The organism is Acidovorax cavernicola, from assembly GCF_003581445.1.
Map to the genome: position 1 here is coordinate 1 of NZ_QXMN01000057.1, position 18,678 is coordinate 18,678.

General features: G+C 67.7%; 21 protein-coding genes. 12 read left to right on the forward strand and 9 right to left on the reverse strand.

The features are described from left to right. The 3 genes from D3H34_RS28240 to D3H34_RS28250 all read left to right on the forward strand — a co-directional run. Nucleotides 1-825 (forward strand): thymidylate synthase (locus tag D3H34_RS28240; protein WP_119557870.1); only part of this gene is annotated, 825 nt, incomplete at its 5' end. Nucleotides 826-829: 4 nt separating this feature from the next. Continuing rightward, a complete protein-coding gene (locus D3H34_RS28245; protein WP_119557871.1) occupies nucleotides 830-1,348 on the forward strand; it encodes a dihydrofolate reductase in 519 nt (172 codons plus the stop codon). Further along, complete coding sequence (locus D3H34_RS28250; RefSeq protein WP_119557872.1) at nucleotides 1,345-2,478, forward strand: phosphatidate phosphatase App1 family protein; 1,134 nt, start codon at nucleotides 1,345-1,347, stop codon at nucleotides 2,476-2,478. Before D3H34_RS28245 ends, D3H34_RS28250 begins: the two co-directional genes overlap by 4 nt. An 18-nt stretch (nucleotides 2,479-2,496) precedes the next feature. On the opposite strand, the gene D3H34_RS28255 is transcribed toward D3H34_RS28250, so the two are convergent. Further along, nucleotides 2,497-3,738 carry an NADH:flavin oxidoreductase/NADH oxidase family protein gene (locus tag D3H34_RS28255; protein ID WP_119557873.1) on the reverse strand — a complete coding sequence of 414 codons (1,242 nt, stop codon included), beginning with the start codon at nucleotides 3,736-3,738 and terminating at the stop codon, nucleotides 2,497-2,499. A 69-nt stretch (nucleotides 3,739-3,807) separates the two neighbouring features. Between D3H34_RS28255 and D3H34_RS28260 the strand changes: the two genes are divergently transcribed. Together D3H34_RS28260 and D3H34_RS28265 are read left to right on the forward strand one after the other, a co-directional pair. Further along, a complete protein-coding gene (locus D3H34_RS28260) occupies nucleotides 3,808-4,302 on the forward strand; it encodes a MerR family transcriptional regulator (RefSeq protein WP_119557874.1) in 495 nt (164 codons plus the stop codon). A 50-nt stretch (nucleotides 4,303-4,352) separates the two neighbouring features. Beyond that, complete coding sequence (locus tag D3H34_RS28265; protein WP_119557875.1) at nucleotides 4,353-4,592, forward strand: hypothetical protein; 240 nt, start codon at nucleotides 4,353-4,355, stop codon at nucleotides 4,590-4,592. A gap of 19 nt (nucleotides 4,593-4,611) precedes the next feature. Here the strand turns inward: D3H34_RS28265 and gdhA are convergent, their stop codons facing one another. Further along, a complete protein-coding gene (gene gdhA, locus D3H34_RS28270; RefSeq protein ID WP_119557876.1) occupies nucleotides 4,612-5,955 on the reverse strand; it encodes an NADP-specific glutamate dehydrogenase in 1,344 nt (447 codons plus the stop codon). Nucleotides 5,956-6,223: 268 nt separating this feature from the next. Between gdhA and D3H34_RS28275 the strand changes: the two genes are divergently transcribed. Both D3H34_RS28275 and D3H34_RS28280 read left to right on the forward strand, forming a co-directional pair. After that, the gene (locus D3H34_RS28275) at nucleotides 6,224-7,261 is read left to right on the forward strand and encodes a PQQ-binding-like beta-propeller repeat protein (protein ID WP_119557877.1); all 1,038 of its coding nucleotides are present in this window, start codon (nucleotides 6,224-6,226) and stop codon (nucleotides 7,259-7,261) included. Between the two features lie 49 nt (nucleotides 7,262-7,310). Then, nucleotides 7,311-7,802, forward strand: a complete 492-nt coding sequence (locus D3H34_RS28280) for a YcxB family protein (RefSeq protein ID WP_119557878.1) — start codon at nucleotides 7,311-7,313, stop codon at nucleotides 7,800-7,802. Nucleotides 7,803-7,830: 28 nt separating this feature from the next. Here the strand turns inward: D3H34_RS28280 and D3H34_RS28285 are convergent, their stop codons facing one another. Both D3H34_RS28285 and D3H34_RS28290 read right to left on the reverse strand, forming a co-directional pair. After that, a complete protein-coding gene (locus D3H34_RS28285; RefSeq protein WP_119557879.1) occupies nucleotides 7,831-8,850 on the reverse strand; it encodes a TRAP transporter substrate-binding protein in 1,020 nt (339 codons plus the stop codon). A gap of 43 nt (nucleotides 8,851-8,893) precedes the next feature. After that, nucleotides 8,894-9,676 (reverse strand): IclR family transcriptional regulator, encoded by a 783-nt coding sequence (locus D3H34_RS28290; RefSeq protein WP_119557880.1) that lies wholly within the window; start codon nucleotides 9,674-9,676, stop codon nucleotides 8,894-8,896. A 201-nt stretch (nucleotides 9,677-9,877) separates the two neighbouring features. Here D3H34_RS28290 and D3H34_RS28295 point away from each other — a divergent pair, with 201 nt between their 5' ends. The 5 genes from D3H34_RS28295 to D3H34_RS28315 are packed head-to-tail and all read left to right on the forward strand — an operon-like array spanning nucleotide 9,878 to nucleotide 14,612. Continuing rightward, nucleotides 9,878-10,861 carry a TRAP transporter substrate-binding protein gene (locus D3H34_RS28295; protein WP_119557881.1) on the forward strand — a complete coding sequence of 328 codons (984 nt, stop codon included), beginning with the start codon at nucleotides 9,878-9,880 and terminating at the stop codon, nucleotides 10,859-10,861. 35 nt (nucleotides 10,862-10,896) lie between these two features. Next, nucleotides 10,897-11,364: a type II 3-dehydroquinate dehydratase gene (locus D3H34_RS28300; RefSeq protein WP_119557882.1), complete on the forward strand. Its 468-nt coding sequence runs from the start codon at nucleotides 10,897-10,899 to the stop codon at nucleotides 11,362-11,364. Further along, nucleotides 11,361-11,927 carry a TRAP transporter small permease gene (locus tag D3H34_RS28305; RefSeq protein WP_119557883.1) on the forward strand — a complete coding sequence of 189 codons (567 nt, stop codon included), beginning with the start codon at nucleotides 11,361-11,363 and terminating at the stop codon, nucleotides 11,925-11,927. Before D3H34_RS28300 ends, D3H34_RS28305 begins: the two co-directional genes overlap by 4 nt. Beyond that, nucleotides 11,924-13,204: a TRAP transporter large permease gene (locus D3H34_RS28310; protein WP_119557884.1), complete on the forward strand. Its 1,281-nt coding sequence runs from the start codon at nucleotides 11,924-11,926 to the stop codon at nucleotides 13,202-13,204. Before D3H34_RS28305 ends, D3H34_RS28310 begins: the two co-directional genes overlap by 4 nt. 4 nt (nucleotides 13,205-13,208) lie before the next feature. Continuing rightward, entirely contained in the window at nucleotides 13,209-14,612 is a 1,404-nt protein-coding gene (locus tag D3H34_RS28315; RefSeq protein ID WP_119557885.1) for an ELWxxDGT repeat protein, read from the forward strand. Here D3H34_RS28315 and D3H34_RS28320 read toward each other — a convergent pair. The 5 genes from D3H34_RS28320 to pqqB are packed head-to-tail and all read right to left on the reverse strand — an operon-like array spanning nucleotide 14,593 to nucleotide 18,630. Further along, nucleotides 14,593-15,525 (reverse strand): alpha/beta fold hydrolase, encoded by a 933-nt coding sequence (locus D3H34_RS28320; protein WP_119557886.1) that lies wholly within the window; start codon nucleotides 15,523-15,525, stop codon nucleotides 14,593-14,595. The genes D3H34_RS28315 and D3H34_RS28320 overlap by 20 nt on opposite strands. A gap of 20 nt (nucleotides 15,526-15,545) precedes the next feature. Beyond that, nucleotides 15,546-16,715: a pyrroloquinoline quinone biosynthesis protein PqqE gene (gene pqqE / locus D3H34_RS28325; RefSeq protein WP_119557887.1), complete on the reverse strand. Its 1,170-nt coding sequence runs from the start codon at nucleotides 16,713-16,715 to the stop codon at nucleotides 15,546-15,548. Beyond that, nucleotides 16,693-16,962: a pyrroloquinoline quinone biosynthesis peptide chaperone PqqD gene (pqqD, locus tag D3H34_RS28330; protein WP_119557888.1), complete on the reverse strand. Its 270-nt coding sequence runs from the start codon at nucleotides 16,960-16,962 to the stop codon at nucleotides 16,693-16,695. Before pqqD ends, pqqE begins: the two co-directional genes overlap by 23 nt. Continuing rightward, nucleotides 16,959-17,705, reverse strand: a complete 747-nt coding sequence (pqqC, locus tag D3H34_RS28335; RefSeq protein WP_119557889.1) for a pyrroloquinoline-quinone synthase PqqC — start codon at nucleotides 17,703-17,705, stop codon at nucleotides 16,959-16,961. Before pqqC ends, pqqD begins: the two co-directional genes overlap by 4 nt. A gap of 4 nt (nucleotides 17,706-17,709) precedes the next feature. Then, nucleotides 17,710-18,630 (reverse strand): pyrroloquinoline quinone biosynthesis protein PqqB, encoded by a 921-nt coding sequence (gene pqqB / locus D3H34_RS28340; RefSeq protein ID WP_119557890.1) that lies wholly within the window; start codon nucleotides 18,628-18,630, stop codon nucleotides 17,710-17,712. Between the last annotated feature and the right edge of the window lie 48 nt (nucleotides 18,631-18,678).

Here is an 18,678-nt window from a genome sequence, read left to right on the forward strand (position 1 = left end):
CGCCCCATCCGCTCCCAGTACGAAGACTTCATGCGCCACGTCGACACCCACGGCGTGTTCAAGAGCGACCGCACGGGCACGGGCACCAAGAGCGTGTTCGGCCACCAGATGCGCTTCGACCTGAACGAAGGCTTTCCGCTGGTGACCACGAAGAAGGTGCACCTGAAATCCATCATCCAGGAACTGCTGTGGTTCCTGACCGGGTCGAGCAACAACAACTGGCTCAAGGAGCGCGGCGTCACCATCTGGGACGAATGGGCGCGCGAGGACGGCGACCTGGGCCCCGTGTACGGCGTGCAGTGGCGCAGCTGGCCCACGCCCGACGGCGGCCACATCGACCAGATCTCCGACGTCATCAAGACGCTCAAGACCAACCCCGATTCGCGCCGCATCATCGTGAGCGCCTGGAACGTGGCCGAACTGTCGAAGATGGCGCTCATGCCCTGCCACGCCTTCTTCCAGTTCTATGTGGCGCCGCCGCAGGCCGAGGGCGAGCGCGGCAGGCTCAGCTGCCAGCTCTACCAGCGCAGCGCCGACATCTTCCTGGGCGTGCCCTTCAACATCGCGAGCTACGCGCTGCTCACGCATATGGTGGCGCAGCAGTGCGACCTCGACGTGGGCGACTTCATCTGGACCGGCGGCGACTGCCACATCTACAGCAACCACGCCGAGCAGGTGAAGCTCCAGCTCAGCCGCGACCCGTACCCCTACCCCACGCTGAACATCAAGCGCAAGCCCGACTCGATCTTCGACTACCAGTACGAAGACTTCGAAGTGCTCGACTACAAGCACGGCGATCCGATCAAGGCGCCAGTGGCGGTGTGATGCGATGAGTGCTGCCGCGCCCCGTATCAACCTGATCTTCGCGCGCGCCGCCAACGGCGTGATCGGCGTGAACAACACCATCCCCTGGCACCTGCCGGAGGACATGGCCCATTTCAAGCAGCAGACCGCGGGCGCGCCCGTGGTGATGGGCCGCAAGACCTGGGACTCGCTGCCGCCGCGCTTTCGCCCGCTGCCGGGCCGTCGAAACATCGTGGTGACGCGGCAGGCCGACTGGCAGGCTGAAGGCGCGCAGACAGCCAGCGGCCTGCCCGAGGCGCTCGCGCTGTGCGACGAGTCGGCACCTTCTGAAGTCTGGGTCATCGGTGGCGCGCAGATCTACGCCGAGGCCGAGCCTTTGGCGCAGCGCGCGGTCGTCACCGAGATCGCACGCGACTACGAAGGCGACGCCCACGCGCCCGAGCTCGACGCCGCCGTGTGGCGCGAAACGCAGCGCGAGTCGCACGTCTCGGCCAAGGAAGGCCTGCCCTTCAGCTTCGTGGTCTACGAACGCACCGCTGCATGACGACGCCGCGGCGCACGCCCAGCCCATCGCCGTCAAGGCCGCTGCCGACGCGGCGCACCGTGCTGGCCGGCGCAGCGTTGCTTGCGGGCCTCGCGCCGCTGCAGGCCCTGCACGCCGCCGGGCCGCTGGAGTCGGACGAGGAAGCGCTGTTCATGCCCGGCACCGCGCGCCCCACCGCCGACGGGCGGATCGAGGTCGACGTGCATGCCTGGGTGTTCGAGCGCGAACATCGCTGGGGCCTGGACGCTGCGCTCGCGCGCTACCTCGGCATCAGCCTGAAGAAGCTCTCGCCGGCCGCGCGGCTGCGCTTCAGCCAGCGCACGGCCCTGTTCCATGCCGAGTCGGAAGAAGACAAGGTGCTCGACGTCGTCTTCGACGGCTCGGCCACGCGCCTGAAGATGCCGCCCACGGGCGTCGACGGACGCAGCAACCTGCGCGCGGTCATCGAGGCCGCGCACATTCCGTCGTCGCAGGAGTGGCTGCCGTTCCACGGCGTGACCGGACCGGGCGAACTGCTGCCGCGCTTTCGCGGCCGTGCGCAGATCGTGCCGGCGCAAGGTTTGTCGGTCATCTCGGACATCGACGACACCATCAAGCGCACGCAGGTGCGCGACCGGCGCGAGATGCTGCTGAACACCTTCGCGCGCCGCTTCGAGGCCGCGCCGGGCATGGCGGCGCACTACCGCGCGCTGGCGAAGGCGTCCGACACGCGCTTTCACTACCTCTCGGGCAGCCCGATCCAGCTGTACCCCGCACTCACCGACTTCATTCGCGACGCCGACTTTCCCGCCGGCAGCATGCACCTGCGCGAGAGCACGACGTGGCGCACGCTGATCCCGAGCGGCGAAGAATCGCGCGCGCACAAGCTCGGCGTGATCGAGCGGCTGCTGGCCGAATTTCCGCAACGCCGCTTCCTGCTCGTGGGCGATTCGGGCGAGGCCGACCCGGAAATCTATGCGCAGGTGTTCCGCGCGCATCCGCAGCGCATCGACGGCATCGTGATCCGCGACGTGACCGACGAGAACCGGCTGTCCGATCGCTACCGCGCGACCTTCGACGGCATCGATCCGGTGTTCTGGCACCTGCTGCGGCCCGACACCACCGCCTGGCCGGTTCAGGCCAGCCGATAGAGGCATCGGCGACTCACTTCACGCCGCCCGCGCGCCCAACCAGCGCCGGTAGCGCTTCGTCAGCCGCTTCGTGCGCAGCTGGTCGAGAACCAGGGTCAGGAACGGCGAATGCACAGGCGCCCCGGTGCGTCCCGGGCGCAAGGTGCGTAGCCGGCGCTTCACCAGCGCCATGCGCGCCAACGCGGCCATGACCTGGTCCTTCCAGTCGACCCGCGGGCTCTGTGCCGACGCGTCGTCTCCCGCGCGCCAGCGTGCGGGCAGATCGGGGGCCACGGCCAGTGCGGTGGCCATGCCCACCACGGCGACGCCCTCCCCCAGCACCCGTTCAGCGACGGTGCGGCGCACGATGCCGCCCGTGGTCATCACCGGCATGCGCGCGACGGCGGCCAGCTCCCTGGCGAACTCCAGGAAATAGGCCTCGCGCGCCAGCGTGCGGCCGTCGGCGGTACGGCCCTGCATCGCCGGGCTTTCGTAGCTGCCGCCGGACAGTTCGACCAGATCCACGGCCTCGTCGTTGAGCCAGCGAATGACCTGCTTCGCATCGTCTTCCGAAAATCCGCCGCGCTGGAAGTCCGCGGAGTTGAGCTTCACAGCCACGGCGAAACCATGCGCCACGCGCGCACGCACGGCGCGCACCACGTCGAGCAGAAAGCGCGCACGGTTTTCCAGGCTGCCACCCCAGGCATCGGTGCGCCGGTTGGTCAGCGGCGACAGGAACTGCGAGAGCAGATAGCCGTGCGCCGCATGGATCTGCACGCCGGTGAATCCCGCGAGCTCGGCCGCCTGCGCCGTGGCGGCGAAGCGCTCGACGGTCTCGGCAACCTGCGCCTCGCTCATGGCCTCGGGCTGCACGAACAGCTTGCTGTGCTTGCCCAGATCGAGCGCCACCGACGACGGCGCCCAGGCCGTACCGCCCATGCTGATTTGCACCTGACGGCCCGGATGGTTGATCTGCATCCACACCTGCGCGCCGCCGCTGCGCGCGGCTGCCGCCCATTCGGTGAAACGCTCGAGCGGCGTGCCGGCTTCAAGCACGACACCGCCCGGGCCGGTGAGCGCGCGGCCGTCGATCATCACGTTGCCCGTGATGATCAGGCCCGCGCCGCCCTGCGCCCAGACGCGGTAGAGGTCGTGCAGGGCCGCACCCGGCAACTGCCCGGCATCGGCCATGTTTTCCTCCATGGCGGCCTTGGCCAGGCGGTTGGGCAGGACGCTCCCGTTGGGCAGGGTCAGCGGCAGGAAAAGCGGCGAGGAGTTCACGATGAAAACCGGGTGGTGGAGTGGAAAAGCCCGATGCTAAGATTCAAGTCAACTTGAAGGTCAAGCGATATGAAAATCGGTGAACTGGCAGACAAGACCGGCATGGCGCCCTCGGCCATCCGCTTCTACGAGCAAAGCGGCCTGCTCCCGGAGCCCGAGCGCGGCGCCAACGGCTACCGCGTCTACACCGAGGCCGCGCTCAAGCGGCTGCAGCTGATCCAGATCGCGCAGAACCTCGGCTTCTCGCTGGACAGCCTGCGCAGCGCCTTCGCGGATTGCGAGGTCTTTTCGGCGGACGACCTGCTCGAACGGCTCGACGGCCGCGTGCGCGAAATCGACCAGCTCATGGCGGGCCTGCGCGCGCAACGCCGGGACCTGACCGACATGCGCGCCACATTGCGCAAGACATGGGCCGCGGGCGAATGCATGGACCCTGCCACGCTGGCCGAAAGCATGGCAACGACCAGAAACAAAGTGGCACGTCCCGTGCGCCCTCAGAAAGAACTGGAAACTTCGGTACACGCCTCGAAAGGCATGCCCGGCGCAGGGTTTAGACAGCGCTAATTGTTTGTGCGCACAATGTCCGAACCGCCATCAAGACAAGGAGACGACCCATGTCCATGGAATTTCTTCGGACCATCGCCGAGCAGAAATTGCCATACGTCCTCCACACGCCGGCAGACATCGACAGGCTGCGCGTGCTGCGTGCCGCCGAGCTCGTGACAGCCTTCATCCCGCCGTCGGAGCATGCGCCCGACGAGCGCGCGATCCGTCAGCTGGCCCAGGTGGAATCGATCACCGCGAAGGGCCGCCTTGCACTGAACAAGGCAACCTCTTCATTCATCGAACTCTGAGCCTGAACTCAGACAACCGTCAGACCACGCCCTGCGCGAGCATCGCATCGGCCACGCGCACGAAGCCGGCGATGTTGGCGCCATCCACGTAGCTCACGCTGCCGTCGGCACGCGAACCGTAGTGCAGGCACGACTCGTGGATGCCCTGCATGATCTGCAGCAGGCGCCCGTCGACCTCGTCGCGCGTCCATGACAGGCGCGCCGCGTTCTGGCTCATCTCCAGGCCCGACGTGGCCACGCCGCCCGCGTTGCTGGCCTTGCCCGGTGCGTACAGCACGCCGTGGCCTTCGAGCACCTTCACGGCCTCGATGGTCGAGGGCATGTTGGCGCCTTCGGCCACGCACACCACGCCGTTCTTCACGAGCGTGCGCGCGTCTTCTTCGTTGAGTTCGTTCTGCGTGGCACTCGGCAGCGCCACATCGACCGGCACGTGCCACGGCGTGGCACCGGCCACGAAGCGGGTGCCGGTGCGCTCGGCGTAGTCGCTCACGCGGCCGTAGAGGTGGTTCTTCACGTCCATCAGCACGGCGAGCTTCTCGGGTGTGAAGCCTTCCTCGTCGACCACGGTGCCGCTGGAGTCCGACACCGTGACCACCTTGGCGCCCAGCGCCATGGCCTTCTCGATGGTGTACTGCGCCACGTTGCCCGCGCCCGAGACGCTCACGCGCAGGCCGTCGAAGCTGCGGCCCTTGCGCTTGAGCATTTCCTGCGCGAAGTAGACATTGCCGTAGCCGGTGGCTTCGGGGCGGATCAGCGAGCCGCCGAAGCTCAGGCCCTTGCCGGTGAACACGCAGTCGGCGCGGTTGGTGAGCTTCTTGACCATGCCGGCCATGAAGCCGACCTCCCGACCGCCCACGCCCACGTCGCCGGCCGGCACGTCGGTGTCGGAACCCACGTGGCGGAACAGTTCGGTCACCAGCGCCTGGCAGAAACGCATCACCTCACCCTGGCTCTTGCCCTTGGGGTCGAAGTCGGCGCCGCCCTTGCCGCCGCCCATGGGCAGCGTGGTCAGCGCGTTCTTGAAGGTCTGCTCGAAGGCCAGGAACTTCAGGATCGACAGGTTCACCGAGGGATGGAAGCGCATGCCGCCCTTGTAGGGACCGATGGCCAGGCTGTGCTGGATGCGGAAACCGCGGTTGACCTGCACCTCGCCGTGATCGTCCACCCAGGACACGCGGAACATGATCACGCGCTCGGGTTCGACCAGCCGCTCCAGCAGGCTGTGGCTCGTGTACTTGGGGTGCTTCTCGATGTAAGGCCAGAGGCTTTCCATCACCTCGGTCACGGCCTGCAGGTATTCGGGCTGCCCGGGGTTGCGTTGTGCGACGTGTGCGAGGAATCCCCCGACGGATGCGTGCTTCATTCCAATCCTCTGTTTTCCAAAACGGTGCATAACCTTATGCGAATCCTGCATTTTGCCGGATTGGAGAACCAGATTGAGGCGTAAAGCCCTAACAAGGTGCGTCGTTTGAGCCAATCGGCGTTCGAACGCCCCAACTTGAAACGTCGGCAGCTGGAGAAATCGTCAGAATCCGGCCGCTCGCGCCCTCTAACATGGACCGTCCCCGGGCCATGCCCCGCCGGTCTTGCCGGTACTTTCCTGAAGGCAATCCGCGAGAACGAACGCGCATATGAAATCGAGTTGGTCCTATCGCTTGCCGAAAGAACGCCAGGTCGGCGCCAGAGCCCCCGTCGCAGCGGCCGATGCGGTGCTCGTCGCCTTTCACTACGACAAGGCGGATTTCTACGGGAGCACGCTCGTCGCACTCGATCGCCTCACAGGCGAGGAGCGCTGGCGCGCCACCATCCCCCACGTCGTCAACGAGCCCGTGGTGGCACCGGATGGCGCCGTGTACGTGAGCAGCTTTTCCGGCGCGGTCCACGCCTTCGACAGCAGCGGAAAGAAACTCTGGGACTGCCGCTGCACAGATCGCAACATGGGCAAGCCCTGTCTCGTCGCAGGCGATCGGCTCGTGGTGGCGGAAACGGGCGGCAGTGCGTCGAAAACGTGGTGCATCGGCCTGCGCACGGGCACCGTCATCTGGGCGTTCGAGAACCACGGGCACAGCTATGGCGTTGCGGCGAACCGCGACCGCGTGGTCCACGCCACGGTGCTCGCCGAAGGTGCGGGGGTTCGCCTTCACTGCCTGGAGGCATCGAGCGGACGCTCGCTCTGGGCCGTCGACAGCGCGCAGTGGATGTTCCATCCGCTGGTGCAGGAGCAGACGGTGCTGATCGGCGCCCGCGGGTCGCTGCGCGCCTATTCCCTGCAGACGGGTGATCTGCTGGCACGGCTGAACCTGGAAGACCAGGAGACCATCGACGGGCCGATGCTGCTCTCAGGCGATCGCGTCTGCTTCGGCACGGATGCCGGGCGTGTGGGCTGCGCCTCGCTGCGAAGCGAACGGTCTTTTTTCAAGACCAAGCACGTCCTCAAGAGCGAGTGGTACGCCGCCTGCGAAGACGGCATTCGCGGGCGACCGGTCATGGCGGGCACCGCGTTGGCCGTGCTGTCACCGGAAGAAGGCATCCTCCTCCTGGACCCGGCCACCGGGGATCGGCTGTCAACGCTGAAGATCGCAAAGGGCGATGGCGGCGGCCTGCTGCATGACCGCGAGTGGCTCTACGGATCGCTGGGGCGGGAGGTCCGGGCCTTTGCGCCCGGGTGATGCGCCTGCCGCGCCTGGCAGGGCCATCGGCCTGAATCAGAATTCACGGATGCAGATCACCTACCGCTTCCAGTTCTCGGAAGACCATTTGCTCACCGGCTTCCTGCGCAACCTGCAGCAGATCTGGTGGGTCCGACTCAAGTGGCCCTTGGCACTCCTGTTCGGCGTGCCTTTGGTCGTCTGCGTCTACGAAGGATTCCTGGCCCTGGCGGCGGTTTTCGCGCTCGGCATCGTGCTGGTGCTGAGTGCGCCGGCCATCGCCCGGCTGGCCCTCCATCGCTTCAGGCAGAGCCCCTTCTACGACCAGGAGATCGACCTTTCGCTGTCGGAAAGCGGGACACATGCACGCGGCCCTCACAGCGAGGAGCGCCACGGCTGGGAGGCCTACACCAAGGCATGCCGCTTCAAGGATGGGCTCCTGCTGTTCCACGGCCCGGATGCGTTCCGCTGGCTACCCGACACGGCCGCTGCCGATGCAGCGTCCATTGCAGCGGCGCAGCAGCTGGTGCGCGCGCACATCCGGGACTATCGCGATCTCTGACCCGCAGAGAAGGCGCCCTCCTCGCCTGCTACTTGCGCGCCTTCTCGATCTCCGCCATCAGTTCCTTGACGGTCGCCTCGCCGACCGACGCGGTGTACTTGTCGATCACGGGCTTCACCTTGGCGCGCAGCTTCGCCATCTCTTCGGGCGGTAGCTCGGAGACCGTCATGCCGGCCTTCTTCAGCGCATCGAGCGCGCTGTCGGCGGCACCGCGCGAGGCCTGGCGCTGGAACGCGGTGGCTTCGGCGGCGGCCTCGTTGACGATCTTCTTCTCGTCCGCGCTCATGCCGTCCCAGGTCTTGCGGCTGATCAGCAGTGCCTGCGGGTTGTAGATGTGGCGGGTCTGGGTGATGTACTTCTGCACTTCCGCGAACTTGGACGACAGGATGGTCGTGTTCGGGTTCTCCTGGCCGTCGACCGCCTTCTGGTCGAGCGCGGGGTACAGCTCGGGGAACGGCAGCGGCGTGGCGTTGGCGCCGAGCGCGCCGAACATGTCGATGTAGATCGGCGACTGGATCACGCGGATCTTCAGGCCCGCGATGTCGTCGGCCTTGACGATCGGGCGCTTGCTGTTCGTCAGGTTGCGAAAGCCCAGGTCCCAGTAGCCCAGGCCGTGCAGGGCCTTGTCTTCCAGCTTCGCCATCAGCTTCTGGCCGAAGGGCCCGTCGGTGACCACGTCGGCTTCCTTGCCGCTGTTGAAGAGAAACGGAAAGTCGTAGGCCGCGAACTCCTTCACCTGCGCCGACAGGATGCCCGCATTGAGCACGGTCATCTCCACCGTACCGCCCTGCAGTGCCGACACGGTCTGCAGGTCGCCGCCCAGCGTGCCGCCGGGGAACAGCTTCACGGTGATCTTGCCGCCCGACTTCGCGGCCACGAGGTCCGCGAACTTCTGCGCGCCCTGCGCCTGCGGATGGCCGGCCTGGTTCTGGAACGCGAACTTGATGGTGCGCTCCTTGACCTGGGCGAACGCGCCGGGGGCGGCGAACGCGAGCGCCGCCGCCATCGCGGTCAGCAACAAGCTGCGCTTCGAGTGCTTCGTCTTCATGGTGATGTCTCCTGCTCTTTTTCGGTGGTGAAAACGGCTGGGCTTACGCCCTCTTCTTGAACAGCGCCGAGGCCCCGCTGGCGCGCGCCACCTCTTCGGCGGCCTGGCACAGCACCGGTCCCAGCGCTTCCATGCGTTGCGGCGTGAGCCGCACCAGCGGGCCCGCGATGGTGACGACGCCGATCGCCGTGCCGTCGGCGCCGAACACGGGCGCGGCCATGGCGGTCATCGCGGGCGCGAACACCTCGTTGATCATGCTGAAGCCGCGCTGGCGTGCCGCCTTCACGAAGGCCATCACGGCCTTGAGCGACGTGGGCGCCTTGGGGCCGTAGTCCTCGGGCTTGCCCAGCCCCTTCTTGGCGACGAGCGCCATCGCGTCGTCCTCGCCCATGGTCGAGAGCCACGCGTGCCCGGCCGCGCTGCACGAGAGCGCCACCGACAGGCCCATGTCGGGGTCATAACGCAGGCCGTGCGTGGCGCCCTGCGCCTTGGCGACGAAGGTCAGGTCTTCGCCATCGACCACCGCCAGGCGCACGAGCTCGCCCGAGGCCACGGCCAGCTGGTCGAGCAGCGGCTGCGCGATGTCGACGATGCCCGAGCGGCTGAGAAACGACAGGCTGATCGAGACCAGCTTGATGGTCAGCACATAGTGGCCGTCGCGCGCTTCCTGCCGCACGTAGCCGCAGCGGATGAGCTCCGCGAGCAGTCGGTGCGATGCACTCAGGGGAATCTGCAATTCGCTGGCCAGCGTCGACAGCGCGCACCCCTCGGGATGCTCCGCCAGATGTTCCAGCACCTTGAAGCTGCGTTCCAGTATTCCGCTCATTTCGTCCTCCGGATGTCGTCTCGTTGCGCGGGCGATCCTGCCCGGCGCTCATGGTGCGTCAGCGTAGCAGAAGTCGGGGAAGGGATTTCCATTATGGAAATTCTTTCCAACAAAAATACGATCGCCTCCATTCCGGGTTTTTCCTTCCCCCTCCTTTCTTCCTTCCTTCCCGCCTGAGGACCTTTCGTGAAACTTCTTCGTATGCTTGCCGTGGCCGGCCTGTGCGCCGGCCTCACCGCCCCGTCGTGGGCGCAGCAGGAGCGCGTGATCCGCTTCGGCCACCTGAACAACGCCGACCACCCCGTGAGCTTCGGCGTCAAGCGCTTTGCCGAACTCCTGTCGGCCAAGAGCGGCGGCAAGATGAAGGTCCAGGAGTTCCCCGCCTCCCAACTCGGCAACGAGATGCAGCAACAGTCCGCGCTCCAGGGCGGCGTGCAGCAGATGTCCGCTCCCGCCACCACCTCCCTGGCCGGCATCGTCAAGGAGTTCGGCCTCGTCGACTTCCCCTTCTCGGTCAATTCCTTCGCGCAGGCCGATGCGCTGCTCGACGGCCCCTTGGGACAAGCGCTGATCGCCCGCCTGCCCGAGAAGGGTCTGGTCGCCCTGGGCTACTGGGACCTGGGCTTTCGCAACGTCACGAATAGCAAGCGCCCCATCACCAAGCCCGAAGACCTCGAAGGCCTGAAGGTCCGTGTGATCCCCAACCCCGTGTTCCTGGAGACCTTCAAGGCCTTCAAGGCCAACCCGGTACCGATGCCTTTCGCCGAGCTGTACGGCGCCCTCGAAGCCAAGGCAGTCGATGGGCAGGAGAACCCCTATGCGGTGATCCTGTCGAACAAGTTCTACGAAGTGCAGAAGTTCGTCAGCGCCACCAATCACGTGTACGCCGCCAACATCGTGCTGGTGAGCAAGAAGTTCTGGGACTCGCTCACGCCCGCCGAGCAGAAGATGATGAACGATGCGGCCAACGAGGCGCGCGGCTACCAGCGCCAGGTCAGCCGCGCCGCAGCCCAGAAGGCCGTGGGCGACCTGCAGGCCAAGGGCGCGCAGTTCAACGAACTCTCCGCCGCCGAACAGAAGCGCATGCGCGAGATCGCCAAGCCCGTCGTCGACAAGTTCGCCGCACAGTACGACCCCGCCATCGTCAAGCTCTACAACGACGAACTCGCCCGCATCCGCAAGTAAGCAGCAAGCCAGTCAGCCCCTCACCGAAGCTCCCCATGAAGATCCTCGTCCTCCACGGCCCCAACCTCAACCTGTTCGGTCGCCGCGAACCGCACATCTACGGCAAGACCACGCTCGCCGAAATCAACGCGCAGCTGCAGGCCCTCGCCGGCGAACTCGGCGTGACGCTGGAAACCATCCAGTCGAACCACGAAGGCGACCTGATCGACTTCCTGCACGCCCACATCGACGATGCGCAGGGCGCGCTGGTGAATCCCGCCGGCCTCACGCAGCACGGCGTGCCGCTGCACGACGCGATCAAGGCCATGCCCTTCCCGAGCATCGAGGTCCATATGTCCAACATCGCCGCGCGCGAGACCTGGCGCGCGCATTCGATCATCTCGCCGGCGGTGAAGGGCACGGTCCAGGGCCTGGGCCCGCTGTCGTACCTGGCCGCGTTGCGCGCGCTGGTCGACATGCAGCGCCAGGCTCTGACTCAAGCGCAAGCACAGGCCGCCGCATGACCCGCTGGCTCGACCGGTGCTGCACCGGCATCGAGGCGCTGATCGCGGCCGCGCTCGCGGTCATGGTCGTGCTCGTGTTCGGCAACGTGGTGCTGCGCTACGGCTTCAACTCGGGCATCACGGTGTCCGAGGAAGTCTCGCGCTGGCTCTTCATCTGGATGACCTTCCTGGGCGCCGTGGTGGCGCTGAAGGAGCACGGCCACCTGGGCGTGGACATGGTGGTGCAGAAGCTGCCCCCCATCGGCAAGAAAATCTGCCTGGCCGTCGGCCATGCGGTGATGCTCTACATCGTCTGGCTGCTGCTGCAGGGCAGCATCGCGCAGGCGCGCATCAACTGGGACGTGACGGCGCCGGTCACCGGCGCGTCGATGGCCATCGTCTACGCCGCGGGCATCGTGTTCTCGGTGCTGGCCGGGCTCATCCTCGCGCTCGACCTGCTGCGCCTGCTCACGGGCCGCATCGCCGACCATGAACTGGTGATGGTGCAGGAGTCGGAAGAAGCCGTGCAGCTGCAGCAGATCCTGGGTTCGCAGGACAACAAGCAACCGGGGGCACGACCATGACCATCGCTGTCTTCGTCGGCTCGCTCCTGCTCGCCATGGCGATGGGCATTCCCATCGCCTTCTCGCTGCTGGCCAGCGGCGTGGCGCTGATGTGGCACCTCGATCTGTTCGATGCGCAGATCCTCACGCAGAACGTGATCGGCGGCGCCGACAGCTTCCCGCTGCTGGCCGTGCCCTTCTTCATGCTCGCGGGCGAGATCATGAACGTGGGCGGCCTGTCCAAGCGCATCGTCGACTTCGCGCTCGCACTCGTCGGCCATGTGAAGGGCGGGCTGGGCTACGTGACCATCATGGCCGGCTGCCTGCTGTCGGCGCTCTCGGGCTCTGCCGTGGCCGACGCCGCCGCGCTCACCGCACTGCTGCTGCCGATGATGGTGCGCGCGGGCCACGACAAGCCGCGCGCGGCCGGCCTCATCGCGGCCACCGGCGTGATCGGCCCCGTGATCCCGCCGAGCATCGGCCTAGTGATCTTCGGCGTGGCGGCCAACGTGTCGATCTCCAAGCTGTTCCTCGCGGCGATCGTGCCGGGCCTGCTGATCGGCGGCGCGCTGTGGATCACCTGGGCCTGGCTGGTGCGGCGCGAGAAGATCGTGCCGCCGCCGCGCAAGTCGTCGGCCGAGATCGCCGCCGCCTTCCGCAACGCGCTGTGGGCGCTGATGCTGCCGGTGATCATCCTCGTGGGCCTGCGCATGGGCGTGTTCACGCCCACCGAGGCCGCAGTGGTGGCGGCCGTGTACGCGCTCTTCGTGTCGACGGTGATCTACCGCGAGATCACCTGGAAGGACCTGTACGCGATCTTCGTGAGCGCGGCCAAGACCAGCGCCATCGTGATGTTCCTCATCGCCGCGGCGATGGTGAGCGCCTGGCTCATCACGGTGGCCGACCTGCCCTCGAAGATCGTCGGCATGCTGGAGCCCTTCATGGGCAACCAGATGCTGCTCATGATCGCGATCATGGTGCTGGTGATGGTGGTGGGCACGGCCATGGACATGACGCCGACCATCCTCATCCTCACGCCGGTGCTCATGCCCGTGGTGAAGGCGGCCGGCATCGACCCCGTGTACTTCGGCGTGCTGTTCATCATCAACAACTCGATCGGTCTCGTCACGCCGCCGGTGGGCACGGTGCTCAACGTGGTGGCCGGCGTGGGCAAGATCTCGATGGACGACGTCACGCGCGGCGTGGTGCCGTTCATGCTGGCCGAGTTCGCGATCCTGTTCGTGATGGTGGCGTTTCCGCAGCTGGTGATCGTGCCGGCGCGGTGGTTCGGGGGCTGAGCCGATGCGCGCCCTCTGCCTCGCCGCGTTCGCCCTGCTCGCGCCATCGTCCGCCCTCGCGCAAGACCCCGAACGCGAGGTGCTCCCCGAGCAGCGCCAGCGGCTGGCCTTCATCGCGCCCTCCGGCCTCACGCCGCTGGGCGGCAGGATGGTGTTCAGCGCCTTCCACGTCGCGACCGGCCAGGAACTGTGGGTCACCGACGGCAGCAACGCCGGCACCACGCTGCTGAAGGACATCCGGCCGGGCTTTCGCGGGTCCTTCCCGGCCGGGCAGGTCGCGTTCAAGGGCCATGTCTACACCACGGCCACCGACGGCACGAGCGGCCTCGAACTCTGGCGCACCGACGGCACCGCCGCCGGCACGACACAGGTGATCGACCTGCACCCCGGCGAGGAAGGCGCGATGCCCAACGAGCTGACCGTGTTCCGCGACGCGCTCTACTTCGTGGCCGACGACGGCCGCACCGGCTTCCAGGTGTGGAAGACCACGGGCGATGCGAAGAGCACCACGCGCGTGTCGGCCATCGACGCCGGGCCGCGCGCCCTCACCCGCCAGCTCACGGTGGCCGGCCCGCGCCTGTTCTTCACCGCCACCACGCGCGCACACGGCCACGAACTCTGGGTGACCGACGGCACGCCCGAGCACACGCGCCTGGTGAAGGACATCCGCCCGGGCATCGAGGACGCAGGCATCCAGAACCTCACCGCCGTGGGCAACGACCTGTACTTCACCGCACACGACGGCGAACATGGCGTCGAGCTGTGGAAGAGCGACGGCACCGCACAAGGCACGCACCTCGTGAAAGACCTGCGCCCCGGCGCCGCGCCCTCGCGCCCGGCGCACCTGGCCGCGCTGGGCCGCACGCTGTACTTCTCGGCCGACGACGGCGTGCACGGCATCGAGCTGTGGAAGACCGACGGCACCGCCAAGGGCACGACGCTGGTGAAGGACATCCGTCCGGGGCCGAGCGGCGCCGTGTCGAGTCCGATCGCTGTGATGGGCGGCCAGCTCTATTTCGCCGCGACCGACGGCGTCTCGGGCGCGGAACTGTGGCGCAGCGACGGCACGGCGGCCGGCACGGTGCGCGTCAAGGACATCGCGCCCGGCGCCGAGAACGGCTCACCGGCGCGCTTCGCCGTCATCGGATCGCACCTGTGGTTCTCGGCGAACGGCGGCGGCACGAGCGGCGTCGAGCCGTGGACCAGCGACGGCACGCCGGCCGGTACGCGCGCCGTGGCGGACCTCGCGGCGGGCGAGCGCCACGCCATGCCGCAAGGCTTTCGCGCGCTGGGCGACGCGGTGCTCTTCGTGGCCGACGACGGCCATGGCAACGAGCGGCTGTGGATGCGCCGCAAGGACGGCCGGGTGACGCTGGTCGGCGATCCGCTCAAGGAGCGGCTGCGCTGAAGCCGAAGGCCTGCGTGGCGGCGTAGTCGCGCAAGGCCTGCTGCATCGCGGCGGCGATGGCCGGATGCGTCGGGTCGTGGCCGGCGCCTTGCGCCCACTGCAGCGGTGCGCCCAGCACCTGCGCCAACGCCCGGGCGCCCTCGGGCGGACACAGCGCGTCCTGCGTGCCGTGCACGATCAGCGTGGGAACGCGAGGCAACGCGGCGCAGCGTTGCAGCAGCGAGGGCGCATCGAGCCAGCAGACGTGCCGCAGGTAGTGGCTCTGCACGCGGTAGCGCGCCACGAGCCGGGGCAGCATCGCCTCGTCGAGCGGCGGCGCGGCGCGGCCGGTGGCGAGGCGCTGCTCCCACTCGAACCAGCGGCGCGTCAGCTCGACCTGCTGCGCCCAGGTGCCATGCGCGAAGACCTCGGCGATCGGCACCGTCACCGGGCATTGGCGGCGTCGGGCCTCTTCCCACAGTGCGTGCCATGCCGGACCGTCGTGCCGCTCAGCTCCAATGAAAAGATCGAGGATGTCGCTCTGGCGCGCAAGAAACACGTTGCGCAGCAGCAGACCCGCGACGGCGCCCGGCGCATCGAGCGCATGCATCAACGCCAGCGTGGCGCCCCATGAGCCGCCCACCACCAGCCATCGATCGATCTGCAAATGCGTGCGCAGGTGCCGCAGGTCGGCCAGCAGGTCGGCGAGCGTGTTGTTCTCGATCGATCCCATGGGTGTGCTCTGGCCCGAGCCGCGCTGATCGGGGCAGATGATGCGGTAGTGCGCCGGATCGAAGTTCTGGCGCAGCACCGGTGAACTGCCCGAGCCCGGCCCGCCGTGCAGCACCACCACGGGCAGGCCCGCCGGGTTGCCGTGCTCCTCGACATGCATCGCATGCCCGCCGTCCAGGGGCAGGCGATGGGTGATCGTCACTGAGGCGCCTGCCTGCTCACTCAGCCCAACGCGTTCGCGTCGGTGCGAAAGACGAGCTCACCCGCGCGCCGCGCGCCCGGCACGAAGCGGATCGGTGTGCCGACGTCGCGCGGATCGTTCGCCGCGTTGACCATCGCCTCGACCTCGTCATGCCGCGGACTCTTCGGGCACACCGGGTCGGTGGCGGCGGCATCGCCGGTCAGCAGAAAGGCCTGGCAGCGACAGCCGCCGTGGTCCTTCTCCTTGTCGTCGCAGCTCTGGCAGGCGCTGCTCATCCAGCCGGTGCCACGGTAGGCGCCGAAGGCCGGGCTCTCCTGCCAGATCTCGCGGATGCCGTGCTCGCGCACATTGGGAAAGTCGAGCCCGGGCAGCATGCGCGCGCTGTGGCACGGCAGCGCTACGCCGTCGGGCGCCACCACGAGGAACACGCTGCCCCACCCGGCCATGCAGGGTTTGGGCTTGCCCTCGGCGTAATCGGGCACCACCCAGAGAATCTTCATGCGGCCGTCCAGGCGCGGGCGGTGCGTTTGCACCACCGCCTCGGCCGTAGCCAGCATCTCGCGCGAGGGCATCAGCATCTCGCGGTTGCGCCAGGCCCAGCCGTAGTACTGCACGTTGGCGAGTTCGAGAAAGTCGGCCTCCATCGCCTCGGCCATCTCGATGATGCGGCCCACGTGCGGCAGGTTGTAGCGGTGCATCACGCAGTTCAGCACCATCGGATAGCCGAGGTCCTTGATGATGCGGGCCACGCGCTGCTTGAGGTCGAAGGTCTTGGTGGAGCTGAGGAAGTCGTTCAGCTCGCGGCTCGAATCCTGGAACGACAGCTGGATGTGGTCCAGCCCTGCCCGCTTGAGTGTTTCGGCGCGCTGCGGCGTGAGGCCCACGCCCGAGGTGATGAGGTTGGTATAGAAGCCCAGCGCGTGCGCGGCCGCGACCAGCTCGGGCAGGTCCTCGCGCAGCAGCGGCTCGCCGCCCGAGAAGCCCAGTTGCACCGCGCCCATCGCGCGCGCCTCGCGGAACACGCGGATCCATTCGGCCGTGTCCAGCTCTTCGCGGTAGCGCGTGTAGTCGACCGGGTTCGAGCAGAAGGCGCAGTGCAGCGGGCAGCGGTAGGTCAGCTCGGCCAGCAGCCACAGCGGCGGCTTGGCCGCGACGCGGGCCTGCAGCTCAGCGGATCCAGTGGCGTCCATGGGCCTGCTCCAGGAATTCGAGCACGTCGGCATGCAGGTCGCTCTCGCCGAAGGTGCGCTCCAGGTCGGCCACGAGCGCGGCCACCGAGGTCTTGCCGTCGCAGCGCTGGAGGATCTCGGCCGCCGGGCCGTTGAGCTTGATCATGCCCTCGGGGAACAGCAGCACGTGGCACTGCTGCGCCTCCTCCCACTGCATGCGGTACATCGCGGTGAGCGCCGGCTGGGCATCGTCGGTCCATGCGGTCATGGCTGCTGTTCTTTCGGAAGGTCGTCGGGGTAGGCCTTCTCGATGGCATCGAGCATGGCCCAGAGGATGTCGAGCTTGAAGCCCAGGATGTGCAGCGCGCGCTGCTGGCGCTCGCGCGTGGTGCACCACTGCATCGCCACTTCGAGGCCGTGCTCGACGTCGCGGTCGGCCAGCGGGATGCGGCTGCGGAAGTAGTCCAGCCCCGAGGTGTCGATCCACGGGTAATGTGTGGGCCAGCCCGCGAGCCGGTCCTTGTGGATGCGCGGCGCGAACATCTCGGTGAGCGAGGAGATCACCGCTTCCTGCCACGGCGCCGTGTGCGCGAAGTTGACGTAGGCATCGACCGCGAAGCGCACGCCGGGCACGACGAGCGCATGCGACTCGAGCACGTCGCGTTTCAGGCCGGTCGCAATGCCCAGCCGCGTCCAGATCTCGATGCCGCCTGCGTTGGCGCCTTCATGGTCGCCGTGGCCGTCGTGGTCGAGCATGCGCACCACCCAGCGCCGGCGCGTCGCGCGGTCGTCGCAGTTGGAAAGGATGGCGGCGTCCTTCACCGGAATGCGGCACTGGTAGTAGAAGCGGTTCGCCACCCAGCCACGCACCTGGAAGGGCTGCAGCTCGCCCGCGTTGAGCCGGCGGTTGAAGGGATGGTGGCTGTGGTAGCGCGACTCCATGGCGCGCAGCCTCGCTTCGAACGCCTGCGGGGACCACGGGTCTTGCTGATCTTGGGGGGCTGCTGTCACGTGTTCAGATCTCCAGGGCCATGCCGTCGAACGCGACCTCGATGCCGTGGCGCGCGAGCTGCGCGCGCTCCGGCCCGTCTTCGTCGAGGATGGGGTTGCTGTTGTTGATGTGGATGAGCACCTTGCGCCGCGCCGCGCAAGCATCGAGCGCCCGCAGCATGCCGGGGCCGTGCGGCCCGTCGCATTGCGGCAGATGGCCCATGTCGGCCGCGAACTTCTTGCCGAGCCCGGCCGCGACCATCTCGTCCTCGGTCCAGAAGGTGCCGTCGACCATCACGCAGTCGCAGGCGTCGAGGCTGCGGTGCTCCGCCTCGCCGACCTGCGCCAGGCCCGGCGCATAGAGCACGCGCTTGCCGGTGGCGGGGTCTTCGATGAGCACCGCGGCGTTCTCGCTGCGCGCCTCGGTCTGGCGGCGCGGCGAATACGGCGGCGCCTTGCCGGGCACCGGCAGCGCCTGCAGCCGCAGGCCGGCGATGTCGTGCCAGGCACCGCCGCCCGCTTCGAGCGACAAGGGGTGCCAGGTCACGCCGCAGTAGCTGTCGAGCGTGCGCAGCAGCGGCAGGCTGTCGGTGAGGTCGTCATGCGCCTCGGGCGTGCAGTACAGCTGCAGCCGCTGCCCTTCGCGCAGGCTCAGCAGGCCCGCGACGTGGTCGATCTGGGAATCCATCAGCACCACGGCCTCGATCGGCGAATGGCGCAGTCCGTGACGCGGCCACAGAGCCGGCGAGGCGCGCAGTTGCGCGCCGAGATCAGGGGATGCGTTCAGCAGGATCCAGCGTTCGCCATCGGCCGACACGGCGATCGAACTCTGCGTGCGGGGCGTGGCCCGCACCTGCCCGCTTCGCTGGCCGGCGCACAACCGGCAATTGCAATTCCATTGAGGGAAGCCACCACCCGCTCCCGAACCCAGCACCAGAATCTTCATGGGGGCCCAACAAAAAAACACGGCACCGGCGCAAGGCCGGTGCCGTGG